Source organism: Gilliamella sp. B2717, from assembly GCF_026536675.1.
Classification (GTDB): Bacteria; Pseudomonadota; Gammaproteobacteria; order Enterobacterales; family Orbaceae; genus Gilliamella; species Gilliamella apicola_I.
Genome location: NZ_JAFNNQ010000019.1, coordinates 72,407 through 94,677, shown reverse-complemented (window position 1 = coordinate 94,677; position 22,271 = coordinate 72,407). Strand labels below are relative to the sequence as shown.

General features: G+C 33.6%; 14 protein-coding genes. 9 read left to right on the top strand and 5 right to left on the bottom strand.

Annotated features, from left to right (window positions below; translation table 11 throughout):
• Positions 1-465: 465 nt before the first annotated feature.
• Positions 466-1,095: a helix-turn-helix domain-containing protein gene (locus J3U35_RS04190; RefSeq protein ID WP_218837296.1), complete on the top strand. Its 630-nt coding sequence runs from the start codon at positions 466-468 to the stop codon at positions 1,093-1,095.
• A 63-nt stretch (positions 1,096-1,158) separates the two neighbouring features.
• The gene (locus tag J3U35_RS04185) at positions 1,159-2,217 is read left to right on the top strand and encodes a YdgH/BhsA/McbA-like domain containing protein (RefSeq protein WP_267359765.1); all 1,059 of its coding nucleotides are present in this window, start codon (positions 1,159-1,161) and stop codon (positions 2,215-2,217) included.
• 46 nt (positions 2,218-2,263) lie between these two features.
• On the opposite strand, the gene hrpA is transcribed toward J3U35_RS04185, so the two are convergent.
• Positions 2,264-6,145 (bottom strand): ATP-dependent RNA helicase HrpA, encoded by a 3,882-nt coding sequence (gene hrpA / locus J3U35_RS04180; RefSeq protein WP_416380675.1) that lies wholly within the window; start codon positions 6,143-6,145, stop codon positions 2,264-2,266.
• Positions 6,146-6,218: 73 nt separating this feature from the next.
• Here hrpA and J3U35_RS04175 point away from each other — a divergent pair, with 73 nt between their 5' ends.
• The 4 genes from J3U35_RS04175 (at position 6,219) to J3U35_RS04160 (ending at position 12,107) form a co-directional block, all read left to right on the top strand.
• Positions 6,219-6,638: an META domain-containing protein gene (locus J3U35_RS04175; protein ID WP_267359761.1), complete on the top strand. Its 420-nt coding sequence runs from the start codon at positions 6,219-6,221 to the stop codon at positions 6,636-6,638.
• 334 nt (positions 6,639-6,972) lie between these two features.
• Positions 6,973-8,385, top strand: coding sequence for a pyruvate kinase PykF (gene pykF, locus J3U35_RS04170; protein WP_267350949.1), 1,413 nt, complete (start codon positions 6,973-6,975; stop codon positions 8,383-8,385).
• A gap of 125 nt (positions 8,386-8,510) precedes the next feature.
• On the top strand, positions 8,511-10,571 hold the full coding sequence (ppk1, locus tag J3U35_RS04165; protein ID WP_267350947.1) for a polyphosphate kinase 1: 2,061 nt from the start codon (positions 8,511-8,513) through the stop codon (positions 10,569-10,571).
• Positions 10,572-10,637: 66 nt separating this feature from the next.
• Positions 10,638-12,107 (top strand): exopolyphosphatase, encoded by a 1,470-nt coding sequence (locus J3U35_RS04160; protein ID WP_411598954.1) that lies wholly within the window; start codon positions 10,638-10,640, stop codon positions 12,105-12,107.
• A gap of 80 nt (positions 12,108-12,187) precedes the next feature.
• Here J3U35_RS04160 and J3U35_RS04155 read toward each other — a convergent pair whose 3' ends face one another.
• The 3 genes from J3U35_RS04155 to J3U35_RS04145 form a co-directional block, all read right to left on the bottom strand.
• The gene (locus J3U35_RS04155; RefSeq protein ID WP_267359759.1) at positions 12,188-13,651 is read right to left on the bottom strand and encodes a DASS family sodium-coupled anion symporter; all 1,464 of its coding nucleotides are present in this window, start codon (positions 13,649-13,651) and stop codon (positions 12,188-12,190) included.
• 81 nt (positions 13,652-13,732) lie between these two features.
• Entirely contained in the window at positions 13,733-14,698 is a 966-nt protein-coding gene (locus tag J3U35_RS04150; RefSeq protein ID WP_267359758.1) for an FAD:protein FMN transferase, read from the bottom strand.
• Between the two features lie 16 nt (positions 14,699-14,714).
• On the bottom strand, positions 14,715-17,486 hold the full coding sequence (locus J3U35_RS04145) for a flavocytochrome c (RefSeq protein ID WP_267359756.1): 2,772 nt from the start codon (positions 17,484-17,486) through the stop codon (positions 14,715-14,717).
• Between the two features lie 503 nt (positions 17,487-17,989).
• On the opposite strand from J3U35_RS04145, the gene J3U35_RS04140 reads away from it, so the two are divergent.
• Positions 17,990-19,042, top strand: coding sequence for a hypothetical protein (locus J3U35_RS04140; RefSeq protein ID WP_267359755.1), 1,053 nt, complete (start codon positions 17,990-17,992; stop codon positions 19,040-19,042).
• Between the two features lie 63 nt (positions 19,043-19,105).
• On the opposite strand, the gene J3U35_RS04135 is transcribed toward J3U35_RS04140, so the two are convergent.
• Positions 19,106-19,474: a YbaN family protein gene (locus tag J3U35_RS04135; protein ID WP_267359753.1), complete on the bottom strand. Its 369-nt coding sequence runs from the start codon at positions 19,472-19,474 to the stop codon at positions 19,106-19,108.
• Positions 19,475-19,752: 278 nt separating this feature from the next.
• Here J3U35_RS04135 and J3U35_RS04130 point away from each other — a divergent pair, with 278 nt between their 5' ends.
• Together J3U35_RS04130 and J3U35_RS04125 are read left to right on the top strand one after the other, a co-directional pair.
• The gene (locus J3U35_RS04130) at positions 19,753-21,342 is read left to right on the top strand and encodes an ATP-dependent nuclease (RefSeq protein WP_267359751.1); all 1,590 of its coding nucleotides are present in this window, start codon (positions 19,753-19,755) and stop codon (positions 21,340-21,342) included.
• A gap of 1 nt (position 21,343) precedes the next feature.
• Positions 21,344-22,207: an HNH endonuclease gene (locus tag J3U35_RS04125; RefSeq protein ID WP_267359749.1), complete on the top strand. Its 864-nt coding sequence runs from the start codon at positions 21,344-21,346 to the stop codon at positions 22,205-22,207.
• Positions 22,208-22,271 lie beyond the last annotated feature (64 nt).

Here is a 22,271-nt window from a genome sequence, read left to right as displayed (position 1 = left end):
GGATAATGTATATTATGTTAAATGCATTCATTATTACGAACTTAAAATGATTTTCAGTTATATCACCGTTTTGCTAAACCCTACTTTCAATTCAAAATTGATTAAAAGTTCTTTAACTATCAGATCAAACCGTAATTTAACCTTTTAGAGTGATAGTCAATATCATAATATAAAATCGATTATCTTTAGTATATAATTGCTAACACCTATTAATACTTTTCATTATTATGCTTATTTTAATGCTTGCCTTCTGTTAATTTAAACTAAATGAACGTTTTGTTGATTAATAATTTAAACTATATGAATTGGCCAATTGTTGTTTTATCATAAAAATATGTTACTCTTGGCTAGAACTGAACTTGGATTAATGATTAATTTATTATGCAAACTACCAATAAGAATATACGATCAAAAAGTTATTCAGTTCCTTGCGAATTATGCAGTATAGGCTCTTTATGTCTACCAATGTTATTAAATAATACTTTAAATAATGTTTTGGAACGTAAAAAGACTTATGCTAAAGATGAACTCATAGTATCCAAGAGCACTGATTTTACTCGGTTTTTTATTATTCATTCTGGTGCTGTAAAAACCTATGTGACAACATCAGACAATAAAGAACAGATTAATGGCTTTTATCTACCTGGTGATATTGTTGGACTGGATTCTATATCAACTAAAATATATAATAACAACATTAAAGCGCTTACTAATACTTTAGCTTGTGAATTGCGTTATGAAGAACTAATGTCTTTAGTTGAATCAAATGCTTGTGTCAGAAGCATGATATTTAGGTTATTAAGTAATGACATTTATAACTATCAAAAATTAATTTTATGTTATTCTCAGAAAAAGGCTGATGAACGCCTAGCCTATTTTATATATTCTCTTTATAGAAGATATGAAAATCGTGGTCACACATCACTAAACATAAAGTTATCTATGAGCCGTAGTGATATAGCAAATTATTTAGGTTTAACGATTGAAACTGTTAGCCGAATTTTGTCGAAACTACAAGAACAAGATATTTTACACGTTAAAGGCAGATATATTTTCATTAAAAATTTAAATGCGCTAATAAGTTTAGGTAACTGATTTTTTTATGTTAAAATAACAAATATTTAATATACGATTTAAAAATTGTAAGGTTTATAGAATATGACGAGTTTAAAGAAAACACTTATTGCTGCTATGGTTACATTTGTTCCTATGTATTCTTATGCGGCTCAGCAGTTAACTGAAGAACAAGCAAGCAACTTGCAGTCTTTCAAACAAATTTCTGTTCGAGGTGCATTTTATACTGATAGCGATTATGTGTTGGCTATGTCTAAAGCAGCAGACAAAGAAGGTGCTGCGTCTTTCTATATTACAACGACAAATATCAGCCCTTCTAATGATACTTTGCGTATTGTTTATGCTAAATTGTACAAAGCTAATGCACCTAAAGCCGAAGAGAAAAATGACAGCTTTCGCCAATTTGGTGGAGTCTACGAATACCCTAAATCTAAAGCTATTCGTCTAGAACCTTATGATATTGTTCGTATTCGTGGTTATTTCCCAAGTGAATATGATATTAATCAATCAATTGCAAAAGAAGCTTTAAACAAAGGTGCTTATGCTTACTATATTGATAATCGTTCAGAATTAGGAAGTAATTTGCAGGTTGTTGCCTATTTATTTAAGAAAGATGCACCAGAGCGTAAACTTCAACCTGAAAATGCAATCCCTTATGATTCCGAAGCAGGACAATTAGCTTTAGCCCAAGGTGGCGAAGCCGCAATGCAAGTTGAAAGACCGGGGTATTATTCACCATCTGCATTTAATGAAAAGTTTTATGCTGATAAATTTAATAACAAAGTCAAAGTTATCGATACTGCTTCTTCTACTAATTCGACTACAACGACTATTACAACAGCACAAACTAATACTACTACTTCAGAAAAACCTGAAGTCATGAGCGAACCACAGCGCGTAAATCGTTACACTGTCACTCTTTCGGATGGTCGTAAAATTCAAGAATTAAATGATGGAACAGCAGCTAAAATGGTTCCTTTCAATACAATAAAATTCCGTGGCTATTATGTCACAGATCAGGAAATTTCATATCAAGCAGGTAAAAGAGCGATAGAAGCTGGTGCCAAGTATTATCATATTGCTAGAATTGCACAAGATACAAATGGCCCTAATATTACCGTGTTTGTTGACTTATATCGTTAATCTTTAATTTGGGCGCATTAGCGCCCTTCTCTAATAGGCTAATTTATTATAATTCTGATTTTATCAACTCAATCTGTTGTTTAATTCTTTTAGCTGATATTGGATAAGGAGTGCCCATCTGCTGTGCAAATAAGTTAACTCTTAACTCTTCTATCATCCAGCGTATTTCAAGAACACGATTATCTAATTTCTGATTTTTTGAAAGGCTACATAAAAAGTGATGATAATAATTCTGAATTTCCTCAATAATATTCATTGATTGTCTATCTTTTGCCGTATTAAGCATTAATTTTTCAATTCGTTTTTCAATTGCGGATAAATATCGATAGATATCATTTAATCTGTGGTAACCTGATTGTGCAACAAACCCCTTATAAACTAAATGATTAAGCTGATTTTTAATATCAGATAAGGCAAAAGCTAAAGATAAATCGACACGCCCTTTCAACCTTTTATTAATATTAAAATGAAGTGTTAAGATGGCTTCTACTTGTTTGGCTATATCAACCACAACTTGGTTAATATTCGCTTTTGTATATTCAAGTAATTGTTGATACTGCTCAGCAGTTTGAATAAGTTTATTATTCTTTCCAATCAAATAGTCAATGCCACAGGCTATACAATCATCAATAAGATCGAGCACAGTACCAAATGAGTTAAAATAGAGACCTAATTTAGATTTATTCGGTAACTTTTCATGTAAATATTTGATTGGTGAAGGAATATTTATCATGAGAAGACGTCTTAAACCAAGTTTAGTTAATCGCTGTTGCTCGATTTGATTATCGACTAACTTAATGCTGACTGATTTATGATCATCTACAATGGCTGGATATGCTTTGACTGTGTAATTTTTTTGTTTTTCTTCATAAATAGCCGGTAGGGTACCAAATGTCCAATCGGTTAGGTTATTTAACTCAATTGGATTTGCTGATTTTTTAGTAGTCAATGAGGATAATGCTGATTGTATTTTAGCTTTTAATTGCTCTTTTAAAAGATTAAGATCTTTGCCATGAGCAATTTCATTACCTTGATTATCTATAATGCTAAAGGTAATTCTTAAATAATTTGGAACTTGATCCCACTGCCAATCCTCATGAGTAATTTGAACCCCCGTCATTTTTCGAAATTCATGCTCTAATGTTTCAAGTAACGGATGTTTGATCGATGTTACTCTACTTAAGAATGCTTCAGCATAATTAGGTGCAGGAACCAAACTGCGCCGTAAAGACTTAGGTAATGATTTAATAAGGGATACTATCAATTCTTTTCTAAAACCGGGTACTTGCCAGTCAAATCCATCATTTTTGATTTGATTCAATATATCAATAGGAATTCTAACAGTGACACCGTCACGATTATTACCTAAATCAAACTCATAATTAAGAGGCAGTTTGAATTGATCTTGATACCAATAATCAGGGAACTGAGTTAAATCAATCAATTGTGCTGATTGGTTAATTAACATCTGTTTTTCAAAATTGAGAAAATCAGGTGAAGTTTTTTGCTTTTGCTTCCACCAATTGTCAAAATGTTTAACTGAAACAATTGATTTATCAATACGCTGATCATAGAAATCAAATAACTGATCATCATCGATTAAAATGTCTTGACGACGGGATTTGTGTTCAAGATCTTCGACTTCATTAATCAACTTTTGGTTTAGTTTATAAAATTTATGATTAGTAATCCAATCCCCTTCTACCAAAGCATGTCTTATAAAAAAGTGACGGGATAACACAGGATCTATCTGGCTGTAATTTACAATTCGATTTTGGACTATAGGCAATCCAAATAATGTCACTTTTTCATTTGCAATTGTAGTGCCCTGTTTTTTTGACCACCTAGGTTCACTATAGCTGTATTTCACTAAATGTTTAGCTATGGGTTCAATCCATTCTGCATCAATTTTAGCTACTGTTCTCCCCCATAGTCGGCTGGTTTCAACAAGCTCACTGGCAACGCACCATTTAGGTTGAGTTTTAAATAACACTGAATTTGGAAAAATGGCAAACTTGATATTTCGAGCACCAAGGTATTCGTTTCTTTCAATCTCTTTTAAACCAATATGTGAAAGTAGACCACTTAATAAAGCCACATGTAATGATCGATAATCTGCGGGTTGACTATTGATTGGAAAAGATAATTGTTTAATGGTCTGACGAATTTGAGTATAGACGTCTTGCCATTCACGAATGCGGAGATAATTCAAATACTCTTTCGGGCATAACTTTCTAAACTGATTACCCGATAACAGGGTTTGTTGCTCTTGAATATAATTCCATAAATTAATAAGAGAAATAAAATCTGAATCTTTATCTGCAAAATGTTTGTGCTTCTCATCAGAAGCCTGTTGTTTATCAAAAGGGCGTTCTCTTGGGTCTTGAATTGACAACGCTGCGGTTACTATCATAACTTCTTTAGTGCAACCTAATCGTCTTGCTTCAACTAACATTCTGGCTAATCTAGGATCAATCGGTAATTGTGCCAAAATTTTGCCTATTTGAGTTAAATGGTATTGATGATGCTTGGTGAATATGGCACCAAGTTCTTCTAATAAACGAATTCCATCACGAATATATTTTGAATCGGGAGCCTCGACAAAAGGAAAAGCAGCTATATCACCCAAACCTAACGATGTCATTTGTAATATGACAGAAGCAAGATTTGTACGTAAGATTTCAGGGTCGGTAAATTCAGGGCGAGATAAAAAATCTTGTTCATCATAAAGACGAATACAAATACCATCTGAAGTACGTCCACATCGACCTTTTCGTTGATTAGCTGAAGCCTGCGATATAGGTTCAATCGGTAAACGTTGAACTTTAGTTCGATAACTGTAGCGACTTATTCTGGCCAATCCAGGATCGATGACATATTTAATTCCGGGTACGGTTAATGAAGTTTCCGCTACATTGGTAGCAAGCACAATGCGTCGTTTAGAATGTGGTTGAAAAATACGGTTTTGCTCGGAAGCAGATAACCTAGCGTATAACGGTAATATATCGGTATGACGTAATTCAAGCTTGTTTAGTGTATCGGCTAAATCACGTATTTCTCGCTCACCAGTTAAAAATATTAAAATATCACCTGAACTCTCTTTTGATAACTCATCAATTGCATCAATGATAGGTTGAAAATCACTATTTTTGTTAATCTCTTTATCATCTTCGTTATCATATATTGGCGGACGATATCGTACCTCGACAGGATAGGTTCTTCCAGATACTTCTATAATAGGCGCATGATTAAAATGGTTAGAAAATCGCTCAACATCAATGGTTGCAGACGTTATGATCACTTTCAAATCAGGGCGTTTAGGTAACAATTGTTTCAGATATCCCAAAATAAAATCAATATTAAGACTACGTTCATGAGCTTCATCGATAATGATAGTATCGTATTGCAATAAAAGTTTATCTTTTTGAATTTCAGCCAGCAAAATGCCATCAGTCATTAATTTTATCAATGTGGTATCACTAACCTGATCAGAAAATCTGACTTTATAACCGACTAACTGCCCTATTTCGGTATTTAACTCTTCCGCTATGCGATTAGCGACAGAACGGGCTGCAAGCCGCCTTGGTTGGGTATGTCCAATATATCCTTTTACACCTAAACCTAATTCTAAACAGATTTTAGGAATTTGTGTTGTTTTACCGGAACCAGTTTCACCTGCAATAATTACCACTTGGTGCTGCTGAATCGCATGGTAAATTTCTGATTTTTTTTCAGCCACAGGTAAATTAGACGAATATTCAATCTGTGCAGGTAAAGACGTCAATCTTGCTTGATAATGTGAAACAGCTTGAGTTACCGCTAAATTGATTTTTGCTAGATCTTGATTATTCTTAGCAAGCTTCAATATTTTATGCTTGTCTAAGAAAGTCATTGATTCTAGAAATTTAATTTGCTGTTGAGATAACATAAAGAGTAAAATATTTGTAAGTAATTTTAATTAAATCTATTATAACAAATTTAAACTATCATTAGGAGTTAAGATGAAAAAGACATTACTATTAACATCATTATTTGTAGGAGCTTTAGTAGTAACTGGATGTGGAGAATCAAATAAAATTAAAGCTGAAGATTTGTTACATCACCATTTTGTATTGGTAAAAGCGAATGGACAAGATGTTTCTTCAGATAAAGCTGCAGAACTTGAGTTTGGCGAAAATATGAATATTACTGGAAAAATGTGTAACCGATTTGTCGCAAAAGTCACCTTAGAAAATGAAACAATCAAAGGTGCAGGCGTTGGTATGACAAAGATGCTTTGTAATGATGAACAATTAGATAAGTTAGATGGCATTATTACCCAAATGATTACAGAAGGTGCAAAAGTCAGCTTGAACAAAGATCAATTGACATTGAAAAATGAAAGCAATGAACTCATTTATCAACTTAAAGATCTGATGTAATAGCAATGAATGTCGTTAAGAACATCTTGCCATTTGTATTCGTTAATTAGGATGATTCTTCTTTTGTTTTCGTCAAATATAATCTAGTTTTTTTGATAAAAAACTTTATTTAAAGTGTGGTTAAGACTATAATAAACACAGATTTTTAAGGATATATATTTTTTGATGAAAATATTTAATTTTTCAAAGATTGCAGTTAATACAAGTAACTTTTCGGGTTACTGCTAACTTATTACATACCAATGCATGGGCATTGGTTTTTTTTTGCGTGAACATAATTAAAAACAGTTTATTTCAAATTAAACTTCAACCTTAACAACTAGTAGATAATATTATGAAAAAGACAAAAATCGTTTGTACTATTGGACCAAAATCAGAATCAAAAGAAATGCTAGCTAAGTTATTAAATGCAGGCATGAACGTAATGCGTTTGAACTTTTCCCATGGTGATTATGAAGAACATGGAAATCGTATCAAAAACCTACGTGAAGTCATGCAAGAAACAGGTTTAAAAGCAGCAATTATGCTTGATACTAAAGGTCCTGAAATTCGTACAATTAAATTGGAAGGTGGGAATGACGTTTCACTAGTTGCAGGTCAAACATTCACATTCACAACTGACGAAACAGTCATTGGGAACGCTGAGCGCGTAGCTGTAACATATAAAGGATTTGCTCAAGATCTCAAAGTGGGTAATCGCGTTCTTGTTGATGATGGCTTAATTGCGATGGAAGTCAAAGAAATAAAAGGCAACGAAGTCATCTGTACCGTATTGAATAATGGTGATTTAGGTGAAAACAAAGGTATTAATTTACCTGGTGTTTCAATAAAATTACCGGCACTTGCAGAAAAAGATAAAAATGACCTTATTTTTGGTTGTGAACAAGGTGTTGATTTTATCGCTGCGTCATTTATTCGTAAACGCTCAGATGTTGAAGATATTCGCGCACATTTGAAATCTCATGGTGGTGAAGAGATTAAAATTATCTCTAAAATTGAAAACCAAGAAGGATTAGATAATTTTGATGAAATTTTGGAAGCATCTGACGGTATCATGGTTGCTCGTGGTGATTTAGGTGTGGAAATTGCGGTTGAAGAAGTTATTTTTGCTCAAAAAATGATGATTCAAAAATGTAATAAAGCTTCTAAACCTGTTATTACTGCAACTCAAATGCTTGACTCTATGATTAAAAACCCACGCCCTACTCGTGCTGAAGCGGGTGACGTGGCAAATGCCATTATTGACGGAACTGATGCAGTCATGCTTTCAGGCGAAAGTGCTAAAGGTAAATACCCATTAGAAACCGTTAATGTTATGGCGACTATCTGTAAACGTACAGACATTACTATTCCTGCTTCTTTAGAGCTTACTGCCAAAGAAGAAAAATTACGTATTACTGCGGCTGTTTGTTGTGGTGCGGTAGAAATTGCAGAACGTCTAAGTGCGCCTTTGATTGTTGTTGCAACTCGTAGTGGTAAATCTGCTCGTGAAGTCCGTCATTATTTCCCTAGAGCGCGTATTTTAGCATTATCATCAAGTCAAAAAACGGTTAATCAATTAGCCCTAACAAAAGGTGTTGAGCCAATTTTAATTGATGCTATTAATTCAACAGATGATTTTTACCGTTTAGGTAAAGAGTTAGCTGTAAAAATTTGTGGTTTACAACAAGGTGATACTATTGTCATGGTATCAGGTGCTTTAGTACCAAGTGGCACAACGAATACCACTTCAGTTCACCGTATTTAGGTAAAGTTGCTTTAAAGCAAAAATTGTTTAATATATTTAAATTAAAAGCTAGCGTTATGCTAGCTTTTTTTTTAAGTTAAGTTATCCTGTATTAAATTTCATTATTGTATTTTAAGAGATAAAGAATGCTACAAGAAAAAGTGTATTTTCCCAAAGAACTTAGTTGGCTTGCTTTTAATCAACGTGTTTTACAAGAAGCAGCAGACAAAAGTAATCCACTTATTGAGCGTGTTCGATTTTTAGGCATTTATTCCAGCAATCTCGATGAATTTTATAAAGTACAATACGCCAATTTGAAAAAATATGTATTAATTGAACAGGAACAAGGACAGTCCGCTACTTCTAACGCAAAGTTATTATTAAGGCAAGTTAATCAGAAAGTCATACAACTTGAACTCCAGTTTGATCAACTGTATAACGAATTATTACTTGAAATGGCAAGAAATCAAATTTTCTTAATTAATGAGAGACAACTTTCATCTTATCAGGAAGATTGGATAAAAAACTATTATAAACAGAATTTAAGACAATACATTACCCCAATATTACTGGATAGTCACACAGAACTGATCCAATTTTTAAAAGATGATCATGCTTATTTGGCCGTTGAAATTATCTGTGATGAAAAGATAAGTTATGCCCTGCTTGAGTTACCAACCGACAACGCACCTCGATTTGTACTTTTGCCGTCAGAAGTATCAACCAAAAATAAATCAATTATCTTTTTGGATAACATCCTTCGTTATTGTTTATCTGATATCTTCAAAGTCTTTTTTGATGCCACAGAACTGAATGCATATTCAATCAATATCAATCGAGATGCAGAATATGAATTAAATACAGAATTAGACAGTTTGTTAGAATTAATGTCTCAAGGATTGAAGCAGCGATTGACGGCACAACCTGTTCGTTTTACTTATCAAAAAGATATGCCTAAAGCATTATTTGAGTTATTAATCAGTAAATTAAGATTAACTGAACAAGATGCCATGCCAGGTGGACGTTACCCTAATTTTAAAGATCTGGCTAACTTTCCTGATCTTGGTGGAAAAAACCTTTTAAATAAACGATTACCGAGTTTGGCTTATAATCGCTTTAAAAAGTTTAGAAATGCGTTTGCGACGATTAAAGATCGTGATGTACTTCTTTATTACCCTTACTACTCGTTTGGGCATGTATTAGAAATTATGCGACAAGCTTCATTTGATCCGGCTGTAACCCATATCCGCATGAATATCTATCGGGTAGCAAAAGACTCACGATTTATCCATGCAGCAATTAATGCTGCTAATAACGGTAAAAAAGTCACCGTAGTGGTTGAACTTCAGGCTCGATTTGATGAGGAAGCAAATATTAAATGGGCAAAAAGACTACTCAGTAGTGGAATCAAAGTTATCTATTCACAACCCAAACTCAAAATTCATGCCAAACTATTTTTAATTGATCGTCGTGAAGAAAACAAGATTGTTCGATATGCACATATTGGATCGGGGAATTTCAACGAAAAAACTGCTCGTGTGTATACAGATTTTTCATTATTAACCGCCGATCCAGCCATTACAGACGAAGTAATAAAAGTGTTTAATTTTATTGAAAATCCATTCAAGCCAGTTTCGTTCAATCATTTGCTTGTTTCCCCTCAAAATACGCGTTTACGTTTTCATGAATTTATTGAAAGAGAAATTCAAAATGCCAAAGCAGGAAAACCTTCAGGCATCTATTTAAAGCTTAATGCGATCACTGATAAAGAGATGATAGATCAGTTATACCGTGCATCATGCGAAGGTGTAAAAATTAGAATGATTGTTCGAGGAACCTGTGTTTTAGAACCTCAAATTCCCAATCTGAGTGAAAATATATATGTAACTAGTATCGTCGATCAATATTTAGAGCACGCACGGGTATATATATTTGAAAATGATGGTAAAAAAGATACTTTCATCTCCTCTGCTGACTGGATGCCACGTAATTTGGATAACCGCATAGAAGTAGGTGTGAAGATATTTGATCCTATCTTAAAATCAACTATTCATGATATTTTTAATATCCAATGTAATGATAATGTCAAAGCACGAATTATTGATAAAGAAAACATGAATAATTATGTTCAACGCGGTAATAAGAAAAAAATTCGAGCACAGCACGCTATTTATGATTATTTAAAACAATTAGAAGCCAAACAATAAGGATATCTAAACGTGAAGAAATCTAATGAATATGCGGTTATTGATCTCGGTTCTAACAGTTTTCATATGATTATTGCACGAATCATTAATGGTGCAACACAGATAATTTATAAAAATAAAAAGAATATACATTTGGCGACTGGATTAGATGAAAATAATCAATTAAGTGACTCGAGTATTAAACGGGGAATAGAGTGTCTTGAACTGTTTGCTGAACGTTTAAATGGATTTCCTCCGGAAAATGTGAGAATTGTTGCAACTTACACACTTCGTGTTGCATCAAACAGGCATAAGTTTTTGAAGGCTGCAGCTAAAATATTACCTTACCCTATAGAAATTATTTCAGGTCAAGAAGAAGCCCGTTTAGTCTATTTAGGTACTATGACCGCTGAACCCACTTCATCAATTGATACTAAATTTGTTATTGATATTGGCGGAGGATCAACTGAAATTGCGATTGGCAAAGGCAATGACCTTAAACCTATCATTGTCGCTAGTCGTCCAATGGGCTGCGTAACCTTTAATAAACGTTTTTTTCCACAACAAAAGATTGATGAAGAGTCATTTCAACGAGCAAAACTTGCAGCCGAGCAACAAATTGAAACCATGATTAGTACTATCAAAAAACAGAATATTACGGTTGCTTTTGGTACATCAGGAACCATTAAATCTATTCATCATATTCTATTAGATCTTGGTGTGAGTGACGGTATTATTACCCCGAAGAGATTAGATGATTTAGTTAGTTATGTATTGGACTTTGAAACATTTGATGATATTACCTACCCTTCACTATCTGATGAACGTAAACAGGTTTTTGTGAGTGGACTGGCAATATTTTGTGGTGTATTTAATGCATTGGGATTAAGTTCGTTGCAGTATAGTTCTAATGCTTTACGTGAAGGGGTTTTGTATGAATTAATCGGTGGTCCTAATTATCGAGACATACGTCAAACAACCGCCGAATCTTTATCTAAACACTACAATATCGATCAGCGTCATGCTATGCAAGTTGTCAAAACAGCAAAATACTTTTTTTTACAATGGAAAGAGCAAGCACAAATCGATATTCCAATTTGTGTGGAATCCATTTTATATTGGGCAGCACTTTTACATGAGGTAGGATTAAAAATTAATTTTTCGTCTGTGCATAAACATTCAAGTTACATTCTGCAAAACAGCAATTTGCCGGGATTTAACGAAGAACAACAACTGTTGTTATCGACACTTGTTCGTTATCATCGAAAATCAATTAATATTGAAGCATTTCCTTATTTTAGCCTTTTTGAATTTAAACATATTATTTCATTATTACAAATACTCAGGCTCTCCATTCTGATCAATAATCAACGCTCTACAGAGATTAATTTGAATGCATTTCGATTAAAATTAGTTAAAGACAAATTGACCAAAATGACATTCGAAATTGACACTAATTTTGTGGAAAGTAATAAATTGATTTTATTAGATTTAGAGCAGGAACAAAAATATTGGCAGGCCATTAATGATTGGAGTTTATCGATTATGTTGTTATGAGATTATCATAATTAGAGGATAAAAAAACCGCCAATTTCTGACGGTTTTTTTGTTGAATAGTGTTTAAGATACGTTATTTCTTAACCTAATTCCAACATTTTCCACCACAAAAGACCAACGGTAAACACAATGGTTAAGTTAACAACGCTACAGATAAATCCTACTTTCCACCATGTTTTGACTGGAACAAAACCTTCAGCAAATAACAACGGATTTCGAGCATTGGCAAATTGGGTAATGGAACCAAAATAGTTGGTACAAATAACTAATGCAAATATCGCAATCATTGGTGGAACATGAAGTGCCACTGCTACAGATAAGAATACTGGAAATAGCGCCGCAATATGCGCATTGCCACTAGCAAAGAAATAGTGTAAATAAACATAGGCAACACACAAAATAATGATAACAAATACCCAGCTACTATCACCTAAATGCCCCTTTACTGCACTACCGATAGTATCGCCTAGCCATTTTGTAACACCTAGCTTATTGACTTGTCCTGCTATCATTAATAAAGCCGCAAACCAAATTAAGGTATCCCATGCCGCTTTTTCACCTTTCACATCATCCCAGCTTAGTACACCAGTTAAGATTAAAATCGTTAAACCAATAAAAGCAGTCGTTGTTGCATCAATACCTAAATAGTCTTTACCGAAAATCCAAAGACCTAATAATAAAATTACCGTCCCACCCATAATAATTTCTTTAGCGGTAATTGGTCCCATTTTTTTCAATTCTTCAACGGCTAATCTTGGCGCATCAGGTGTCTTTTTAAGCTCTGGATTGGTTAAGAAATAAATGACTAATGGAATCACAATAAAAGAAACTAAACAAGGTACGATAGCTGCAATAAACCACTGTCCCCATCCCAATGTCACGCCTAATGTTTCTGTGACTAATTTAGCGGCTAATAAATTACCGGTAAATGCAGTCAAAAACATTGCTGAGGTAATATCATTGATATGACTAATGGTTAACATTAAAAAAGTGCCAATTCGATTTCTTGATTCATCCTTCGGATTAGAATTAAAGTTAATCGATAACGCTTCAGCGATTGGATAAATCACACCACCAGCACGAGCTGTCGTACTTGGAATGGCAGGCGCCAATGCCACATCTGTTACAGATAAACCATAAGCTAAGCCTAAAGTGTTTTTACCTAAAATTTTTACTAAATAATAAGCAATACGTTTGCTTAAACCAGTTTTAATAAATCCTCGCGCAATCATAAAAGCAACAACGATCAACCAAATTAAGCTACTATTTAATTCACTTAATGATATCTTGATAGACTCAGTTGCATTAGCTGCACCAGATGGTCTTAAAATAGCAAAAACCGTAATGGCTAATAAGCCAATTGCGCCAATTGGCATAATTTCTGCAACAATACAGGCAATCGTTGCCACAAAAATAATGCTTGTTCGCCAACCTTCTGTACTTATTCCTTGTGGAGGCGAAACAAATAGCCATAATATTGCTGAAATAGCAGCAATAATCATGAGCGGTAACCATTTTACTGGTGGTTTTTTCACTGCGTTCATAATAATTTCCTTCTTTAATGTAAAAACGTAATTAATTCATTTAAAACAATAAAAGTTTAGCAATTTCATTGTCATTGGTTCTTAATGCAGATTTATTTCATAGTGTTTATCAATTAGATCAAAATTAAAATTTTTCGGATTGATCAGTGTCATCGTTTTATTTTTTAGTAAAAAAATGGCTGAAATATCTGGATGTATTTTTAAATATTCACCACTGGCATTTACGCCTAATCCATAAAAAATCGTTGAATAAATATCGCCTTCAAGAGAAGTATTTGAAATAACGGTAACGCTTTCAATTTCATTATCAAGAGGATAGCCAGTTAAAGGATTGAAAATATGATGATAAAGCCGATTATTTTGCACAAAATAACGTTCATAAATGCCCGAAGTAACGACTGATTTATTTTTAACTTTTATTATACCTACTAACTCATCAGATAAAGAAAAGGGTTTTCTTAACCCTATACACCAACAACCTGACTTTTCTATTGGGGAGGCTCCTAACGTTAGTACATTTCCACCTAAATTTATGATGCCATGGTGAATATGATGTTCAAGTAACAGATTTTTAATGACATCGGCGATATAACCTTTTGCGATAGCACCAAGATCTATCTCCATTCCTGCTTTTTTTAAAAAAACAGAATGGGTTGTATCATTTAATTCTATATCAAATGGATCGGTTAATAATAGTTGTTGTTTGATATGATGATCGGCAGGAATACTATCTCCTTTAAAGCCTATTTTCCAAAGTTTGACGACAGGGCCGATAGCCATATTAAAACAACTTGAGGGATTCACGCTCAGTTGCCAAGCCTGTTTAATAAGTGAAAATACAGGTAAGCTTACCTCAACAGGATGTTTGCCTGCTGCAAGATTGATTGACATAACCTCCGAAACTGGGCGGTTAACAGTCAATTTATCTTCAAGCAATTTAATGGTAGCAAAAGCAAGTTTTGCGACGGTTTCATTTTGCTCTAATAGCGTCAATGTTACCGTCATCCCCATCAATGTTTGAGAATAGTCGTAGGTAGAACTTACCATTTTTAGCAAAGATCAATTAACTATTAATGTAATCTGTGGCTTTTTTACCTGCTTGTATACCAAAAATAATGATATCAGCAACAGCATTACCACCAATGCGATTTGCTCCATGCACACCACCAACAACCTCACCAGCCGCAAAAACACCTTTAATCACATGTTTATCATTATCTAATACTTGTGTTTCAGTGTTTATCGTTACACCTCCCATTGTATGGTGAACACCCGGTGCAATTTTAATTGCATAAAATGGTGCGGTGTTAATTGGATGACGCATTCCCGTCGTTCGACCAAAATCCTCATCTTGTTTGTTAATTACAAACTCATTATAACGTTCAATCGTTTTTGACAGATTATTAGCATCAATAGAAAGTTTGTTAGCTAATTCAGTAATTGAATCTGCTTGAACAACGAGATCATTAGAAACATACTCTTCAACGGCTTTGTTTTCGTCACGAACTTGTTGATCGAATAAAATATAGGAATAGTGTTCAGGTAATTTGATAATATCCGCTGAAACTTTATCTCGGGTATCTAATTCATTAACAAAACGTTTTCCTTCTTGAGAAACAAGAATTGCGCCACCGCCACGTATAGATTCTGAGATCAAATATGAGGTAGTTTGTTCAACAGTTGGATGGATTTGAATTTCGCCCATATCAACAGTGCCAGCCCCAAGTTTTTCTAAGATCATGATACCAGAACCTGTCGCCCCTTTATGGTTGGTTGTCACAAAACCTTTTAAGTCAGGACGATATTTTTCAACCATTTCACGGTTAGCACTAAATCCGCCCGTTGCAATCACCACCGCTTTCGCTTTAATGATATAATTTGTGCCGTCTTCTTCAATGACTTTAACGCCAACAACTTTATGATTTTCGGTAACGATTTCTGTCACATTGGTATCTAACATGACTTCAATACCACGTTTATTAAGATTTTTTACCAATCCACTAATCAAAAATCCGCCAACAGCTGCACCACTTGCTGGTCGATGTGTACGGTCGATACTCATTCCACCTGTTGTCGTAATACCACTTAGTTCAATACCGTTTTCATCTAACCAATCAATCGCATCGGGGGCATTTTCAACAAAGTAACGAAGTAATTCCGGATTATTTTTATTTTTACCACCAGCCAAAGTTTCTTTATAGAATAGATCCTTACTGTCAACGATGCCTTTAAGTTTTTGGAATTTAGTTTCAGCTGCATTCATACCAGCAGACGCTTTATTGGTATTTCCGCCAATAACAGGCATTTTTTCAACGACAACAACGCTAGCCCCTAAATCATGAGCTCGTATTGCAGAAGCCAGCCCTGCACCCCCGCTTCCCACAACAACAATATCGTAAGATTTATCATTTGGATCACCACCTTCAGCAATAATGGCTTCTTTATTCGATTGTGTCATGGCCTTAGTAACGGCTTTTTTGAATGCTTCACACTGTGATGTAGCCCCAGAAATTGCATCCACATGTGGACTGTTTGAATTAATAATTCGTTGTTTAATTTCTGCAAAATTATCTAAAACTTGGTTATCAAACTCATTGGCATTCACAAGTTGCATATCTTTAATGAAATCTTTGCCTAACTCGACATTAATAAGAAATTCATAAGATTCATCATTAACTTTTTCTTGATATTGACCAGGTTTGAATTTCTTATTATTTAGACTTGCATCACGAATTAATGCTTCAACTAATGAAAAACGCCATAAAGGTTCAGGGATATTCAATTCTTCACGTTTGTCACTACTGATAGTTAGCTCCAGTTGTTCACCTTTTTCAATACGGCTAATCCAGTCTGGATAAGCGATGCATGCTCGACCAACAGCGACCAAATCGTAACCATTATCAATCGCCGTTTCTACATCAATTTGATTAACCACATTACCTACACCTACTACCGGAATTTTAGCTAATGTCGCAGATCGCATTGCCACATATTTATTGATTAACGGGGTTGGATCTTGGGTATCAACAATTGAAGGTCTTAAAATCGCGCCCATTGAAAAATGGATATAATCCAGACCTTTGTCTGCTAACTTTTCAAGTAGATACATGGAGTCATCAAAACGAATACCCGGTACTTCCAGTTCTTCCGGAGAAAAACGATAACCAACAATAAATTCTGGCGTTGCAAACTGTTTAACCATTTTATGTGTGATATCTAAGATTGCTAAAGGGAATTGCAAGCGATTATCACGGCTTCCACCCCATTTATCGGTTCGTTGATTTGAATTTGGAGAATAAAATTGTTGGATTAAATAAGTGTTAGCACCGTGGATTTCAACACCATCGAAACCGGCTTCAATAGCACGACGTACCGCTTGACCAAATTTTTCGATCATGTCGTCGACTTCGTCTGCCGTTAATGCGATCGGTGTTGCTGCGCCTACTCTAGGGGCTGCGATAGCACTTGGTCCAACAGGAGATTGTCCACCAATGAGTTTTGGCTCAACCATTCGACCACCGTGATAAACTTGAATGACTGCTTTCGATCCCTTTTCTTTAATTGCTTTCGCAATTTTAGCTAATCCTTCAATTTTATCATCGTTATCTAAACCTATTGCACCAGGAAACGCTAATCCTTTATTATCGACAAACCCGCACTCAACGATGATTGTTCCAATTTCACCTGCTCGATCTCGATAATACTCGATTAAATCATGCGTGACTGAACCGTCATAAAATCCGGAACAGGTCGTCATTGGCGCCATCATTATTCTATTTTTTAATTCAACGCCATTGGGTAAAGTGAAGGGTTTAAAAATATTTTCTTTTTTCATTATTATATACCTAATTATTTTATTCAGATTTATTAACTGTTGTTAATAATAGCATTACTTATAATCATTCTCCACTTCGAAACAGACTATTAATGTACTGATGTATTATTTTTTAGACAAAAATTTTTATATATTTTTTAAAGTATTATGTGCTATTTGTTTATCTAAACAAATAACATTGTAGCTTAAGTAAGCAAAACAGTTTCCAAGATAGTCATATTGCAACGATAAATCTAAAAAAAAACACTGCAACTATTTCATTTAGTTACATATTTATCATTATAATTGGCTTGAAGTTTGAATAGATTAAGCTAGAATGCATGCAAGTTTGTACAAGAGAACCTAAGAATGATTAGAGTGAAAAAAGAAAAATTATTATCCAAAATTAAGTATCACTCTTTTTTAATTCAATTTATTGATCCTCCTTTATGGAGGATTTTTTTTATCAAAAATATACCCCTCTTTCCTCAGAATTTTTTTAAGTGCTCATCACAGGAGATATTATGAAATCTTTAACGCCGTTTTACGATCCCACTATCAGTTACGAAGATAATTATGCAAACGGTCCTTTTGGGCTTTTTACACAATTAAGTCACGTTGAACATGTCGCAACCCAAACCAGTCAATTTCTCAATCTTAATGTTAATTTACCATTTGGAATGCCTGCCGGTCCCCTTCTAAATGCCAATTATATTAAAGCTGCATTTGCGTATGGATTTGACTTATGCGTCTATAAAACTGTAAGAACAAGATTTCACAAATGTCATCCATTGCCGAATGTGCTATCTGTTCATCCTAACGGTAAATTATCCAGTAATCTTGATACTGTCTTAGCAGATACAAATTATACTCAACCGCTATCAATTACCAATTCGTTTGGTGTTCCTTCTCTTGCTCCCGATGTTTGGCAACCTGATATGGCTGATGCGGTAAAAGCCGCTGGTCAAGGTCAATATGTTATTGGTAGCTTTCAAGGAACACAAGGACATGGCGAAATTGAAAAAGATTATGCGTTAGCCGCTAAATTAGTAAGAGAAACTAATGCCCCAATTCTTGAAGCAAACTTGAGTTGCCCAAATGAAGGAGCGAGTAAATTACTCTGTTTTGATGTTGATAAAGTAGAACGCATTGTAAATGAAATTAAAAATGCAGTTCCCGATCGTCCACTTATATTGAAACTAGCCTATTTTCCGGATGATGAAAAAATTATTTCATTACTTACTAAAGTCGGATCGATAATTGATGGATTAAGTGCTATTAATACCTTATCAGCTAAACCTGTTAACGCAAATGGTCAGCCAGCTTTAGGAGAAAATAGAAAGGAAGGTGGAATTTGTGGCGATGCCATACGTTGGGCTGGATTAGATATGGTGAGTCGCCTTAATAAATATCGTCAACAAATGGATTTAAAATTTACCATTATAGGTGTTGGTGGAGTTAGCAAAAGTGAACATTATCATCAATTCATTAAAAACGGTGCTGATGCTGTGATGAGTGCGACAGGAGCCATGTGGAATCCGTTACTTGCTATAGAGATTAAGAAAAGTCTGAACTAGATTATTAGCAATATTTATAATTGTTACAGGGTAACTTACCCTGTAATTACGTTTTTTTTCTCTTTAAATTTTCTTTTTTCTAAAATAATAAAAGCCAATAACAATATGCGCTAAAAAAACGATTACTAAAATAATGCGCACATGCAAGGAATGAATGAAAATAAATGGGATGAACAATGCGATAAAAACCATAGCTAGCATTTTAAACAAACTTTTTTTAGATGCTTTTTTCTCAATAAGCATCTTTTGTATATAAGTTTGATAATAATGACTTTGAGTAAAACAGCGATAAAGACGATCTGAACTATTAAGCCACAAATATGCGGTTAACAAATAGAAAGGTACTGTTGGCAAAAGTGGCACGAAAATGCCTACCGTTCCCAGCAAAAATGAAACACTACCTATAATAATAAATAACCATTTTTTTAACATAACTAAGTATACTTATAGATAATTATTAAAATTTTGGATTGCGAATAATAAAGCATGAATTCAATATTCCAAAAAACTTAATCATTACGCCTAAAATTAGGATAAATTATTCATTGTGTGACAACTTAAGTATATAACAGAGTTTTAAAAGAAAAAAACGTTATGAAACACGATTTTTTCATATTGATTAAATTACATTTTTCTTTGCATTTATGTTAAATGTGTTATATAAAAACAATTACATATTTAGGTAATTTTGGTTTTGGATCAGTTTTAATATGGAAAAAAAGGAAAAGTTAACTATACTTCTTTGTTCTCCTGATTGTTCGACAAAATTTTTAACAGAAGGATCGGTTTTTATAAAACCAATAGATAGTTATTGGAATGATTTTGGATACCAATTAGCGACAGAAATAGGTATTCGATTAAATGATAATTCAATTGAATGGTTTGATTCAAAATTTGCTTTCAAAGATCAAGATAATACTTATAAGTATGTTTCTACAATTCTAAAAAAAGAGAAATTTGTAAATCTTTTTTCGATAGATTTAGCTTTTGCTCATTTATTCACAAATCAAAAATCTTATAGCGCCATCAGCCGATTAATTGGTTTTGAAAGAGCAATAAACATTCTGGAAGAAATAAATGATATTTGTTTATATGTGGATAAACCTTCTAGAATACCAAAGTGGGATGATTTTTATAAAACCGATGTGTATAGTAGAGCTATGCTTAGAACGAGTGAGGCGTATTTTGCTTATCGGCATGGATATTCTATTATACAAGGTAAAGTCATTGAAAATGCGGACTCTGAACAAACCTTCAACATTACGTTTAAAAATTTAGATTCTCTTCAAATCGAATTTAAATTTACCAATCAGAATAAATTAAGGGGTCGCATTGCGACCATAATAGGTCAAAATGGATGTGGAAAAACAACGATACTGACAGAACTCGTTAAAGCGCTTGCTGATAGGCAATCAAAACATATCTCAATTGTTCCACAACTTGACTTTAACCAAGTTATTTTGTTTGCTCATCATGCAACACTTAATTCAATTGACAAAGAACTTATCAATAATCCTAGTGTTTCTATTTCACAGCTAGATCCTAATATTCAGAACGACAGGGTTTTTAATGAAAAAACAGACAATCATTTATTGGTAGATGTGTTAAGAAACAATAGAATATCCGAATTATGTAATATCATTTCCCAAGAATTTTATGATTTAACAATAAAAGTTCCACTTTTAGTGGATCATTCGGCTAACCTAGATCAACACCACGAAATCGCAATAAAAAACTTTGCCCGATACAATGGTGAGCAACGTTGGCTTGATAGGATAGCGACGATTGACCGAGAAAAAAATCTCGTTATATATAAAAATGACGAAAAATATCATCCAAGTTTAGGACAATCAACATTTATCCGTTTCATTTTAAACGTTTTTGCCAATGTCGGACCGGCATCAGTACTGCTTATTGATGAACCAGAAACTTTTTTACATCCTAACCTTATTTCTCAATTTATGAGAATTCTTAATAATGTATTAGAGACCACAAAATCCATCGCTATAATCGCTACTCATTCTCCTTACATTGTCAGAGAAGTACAAAGTGCACAAGTTCATATTATTGAAAAGGACGAAGTAGATTTCAAAATTAAGCAGCCGCGAATGCAAACATTAGGCGCTAATGTGACCAGCATCTCAAATGAAATCTTTGGCGATGATCTGTTAATCCATCTATACAATGAATTAGTTGATAACATTAAAGATGATTTAACCTTCGATGAAATTCTCGATAAGTATATTGGTGAAATAAGTCCAGATGCCCTCTTACAGCTAAGGAATAATATGGAATATTAATATGAGAAAATTAAATTTTCCACAATATAATAGCGCAGAAATTATTGATAGCTGTCAATTAGATGAACTTTGTCAAAAAAATCGAAAAGGAAAACATATTCGGTTTATTTCATCTTATATCGATATTATTAAAAAATCTTACGAACATTATGATAAGCATAATGGTAACCCTTGGTTTATTAATTCATTGTCAGAAGAAACAATACCTTCATTATCGGCATTTAAACAACACATGAATCTTTTATATGATAACCCGCCACAAGCACTTAAATTCATTAAATCGCTGAGAGAAAGTATTCAAGGTGCATGCCCAATGTGTGGGAGACATGGCAATGGAACAATCGATCATTATTTACCTAAATCAATCTTTCCAGAATATTCTTTTTTTTCCAAGAACCTGATACCTGCTTGTGATAGATGCAATAAGGAACGATCATTAAAAAAAAAAGGAGATATATTACATGAAAGGCCTATTCACCCTTATTTTGATAAATTTATTGAAAAAAGAATCATGTCATCTCACTTTAAACCAGACTGGCGAGCACCGTTAATTACTCCTATAGCCATAGATGTAAAAGATGAAGAAAAAATTATAGTTGAATGGCACATCAAGAATATTGTCATCCCTTCAGGAATCAAGAATCATTTCTCTTATTTATGGACAAAATTATGTGAATCACCAAAGATATATATAAAAAACGCAATTAATTTAGAAGACATCATAAAAAAATTATATGAAATCCAATTAATTTACGAGAATAATGGCGGAACACCCAATAATTGGGATGCCTGTTTTTATCATGGATTACAAAATAACGAAGAAGCACTCAATTATTTGATTAAAATTCAAAAAGGCGAATTATAAATAAATAACTATTGATTTTATATAGAGGATTGGAACAAAAACATTATGGAAAAACTGATGAAAT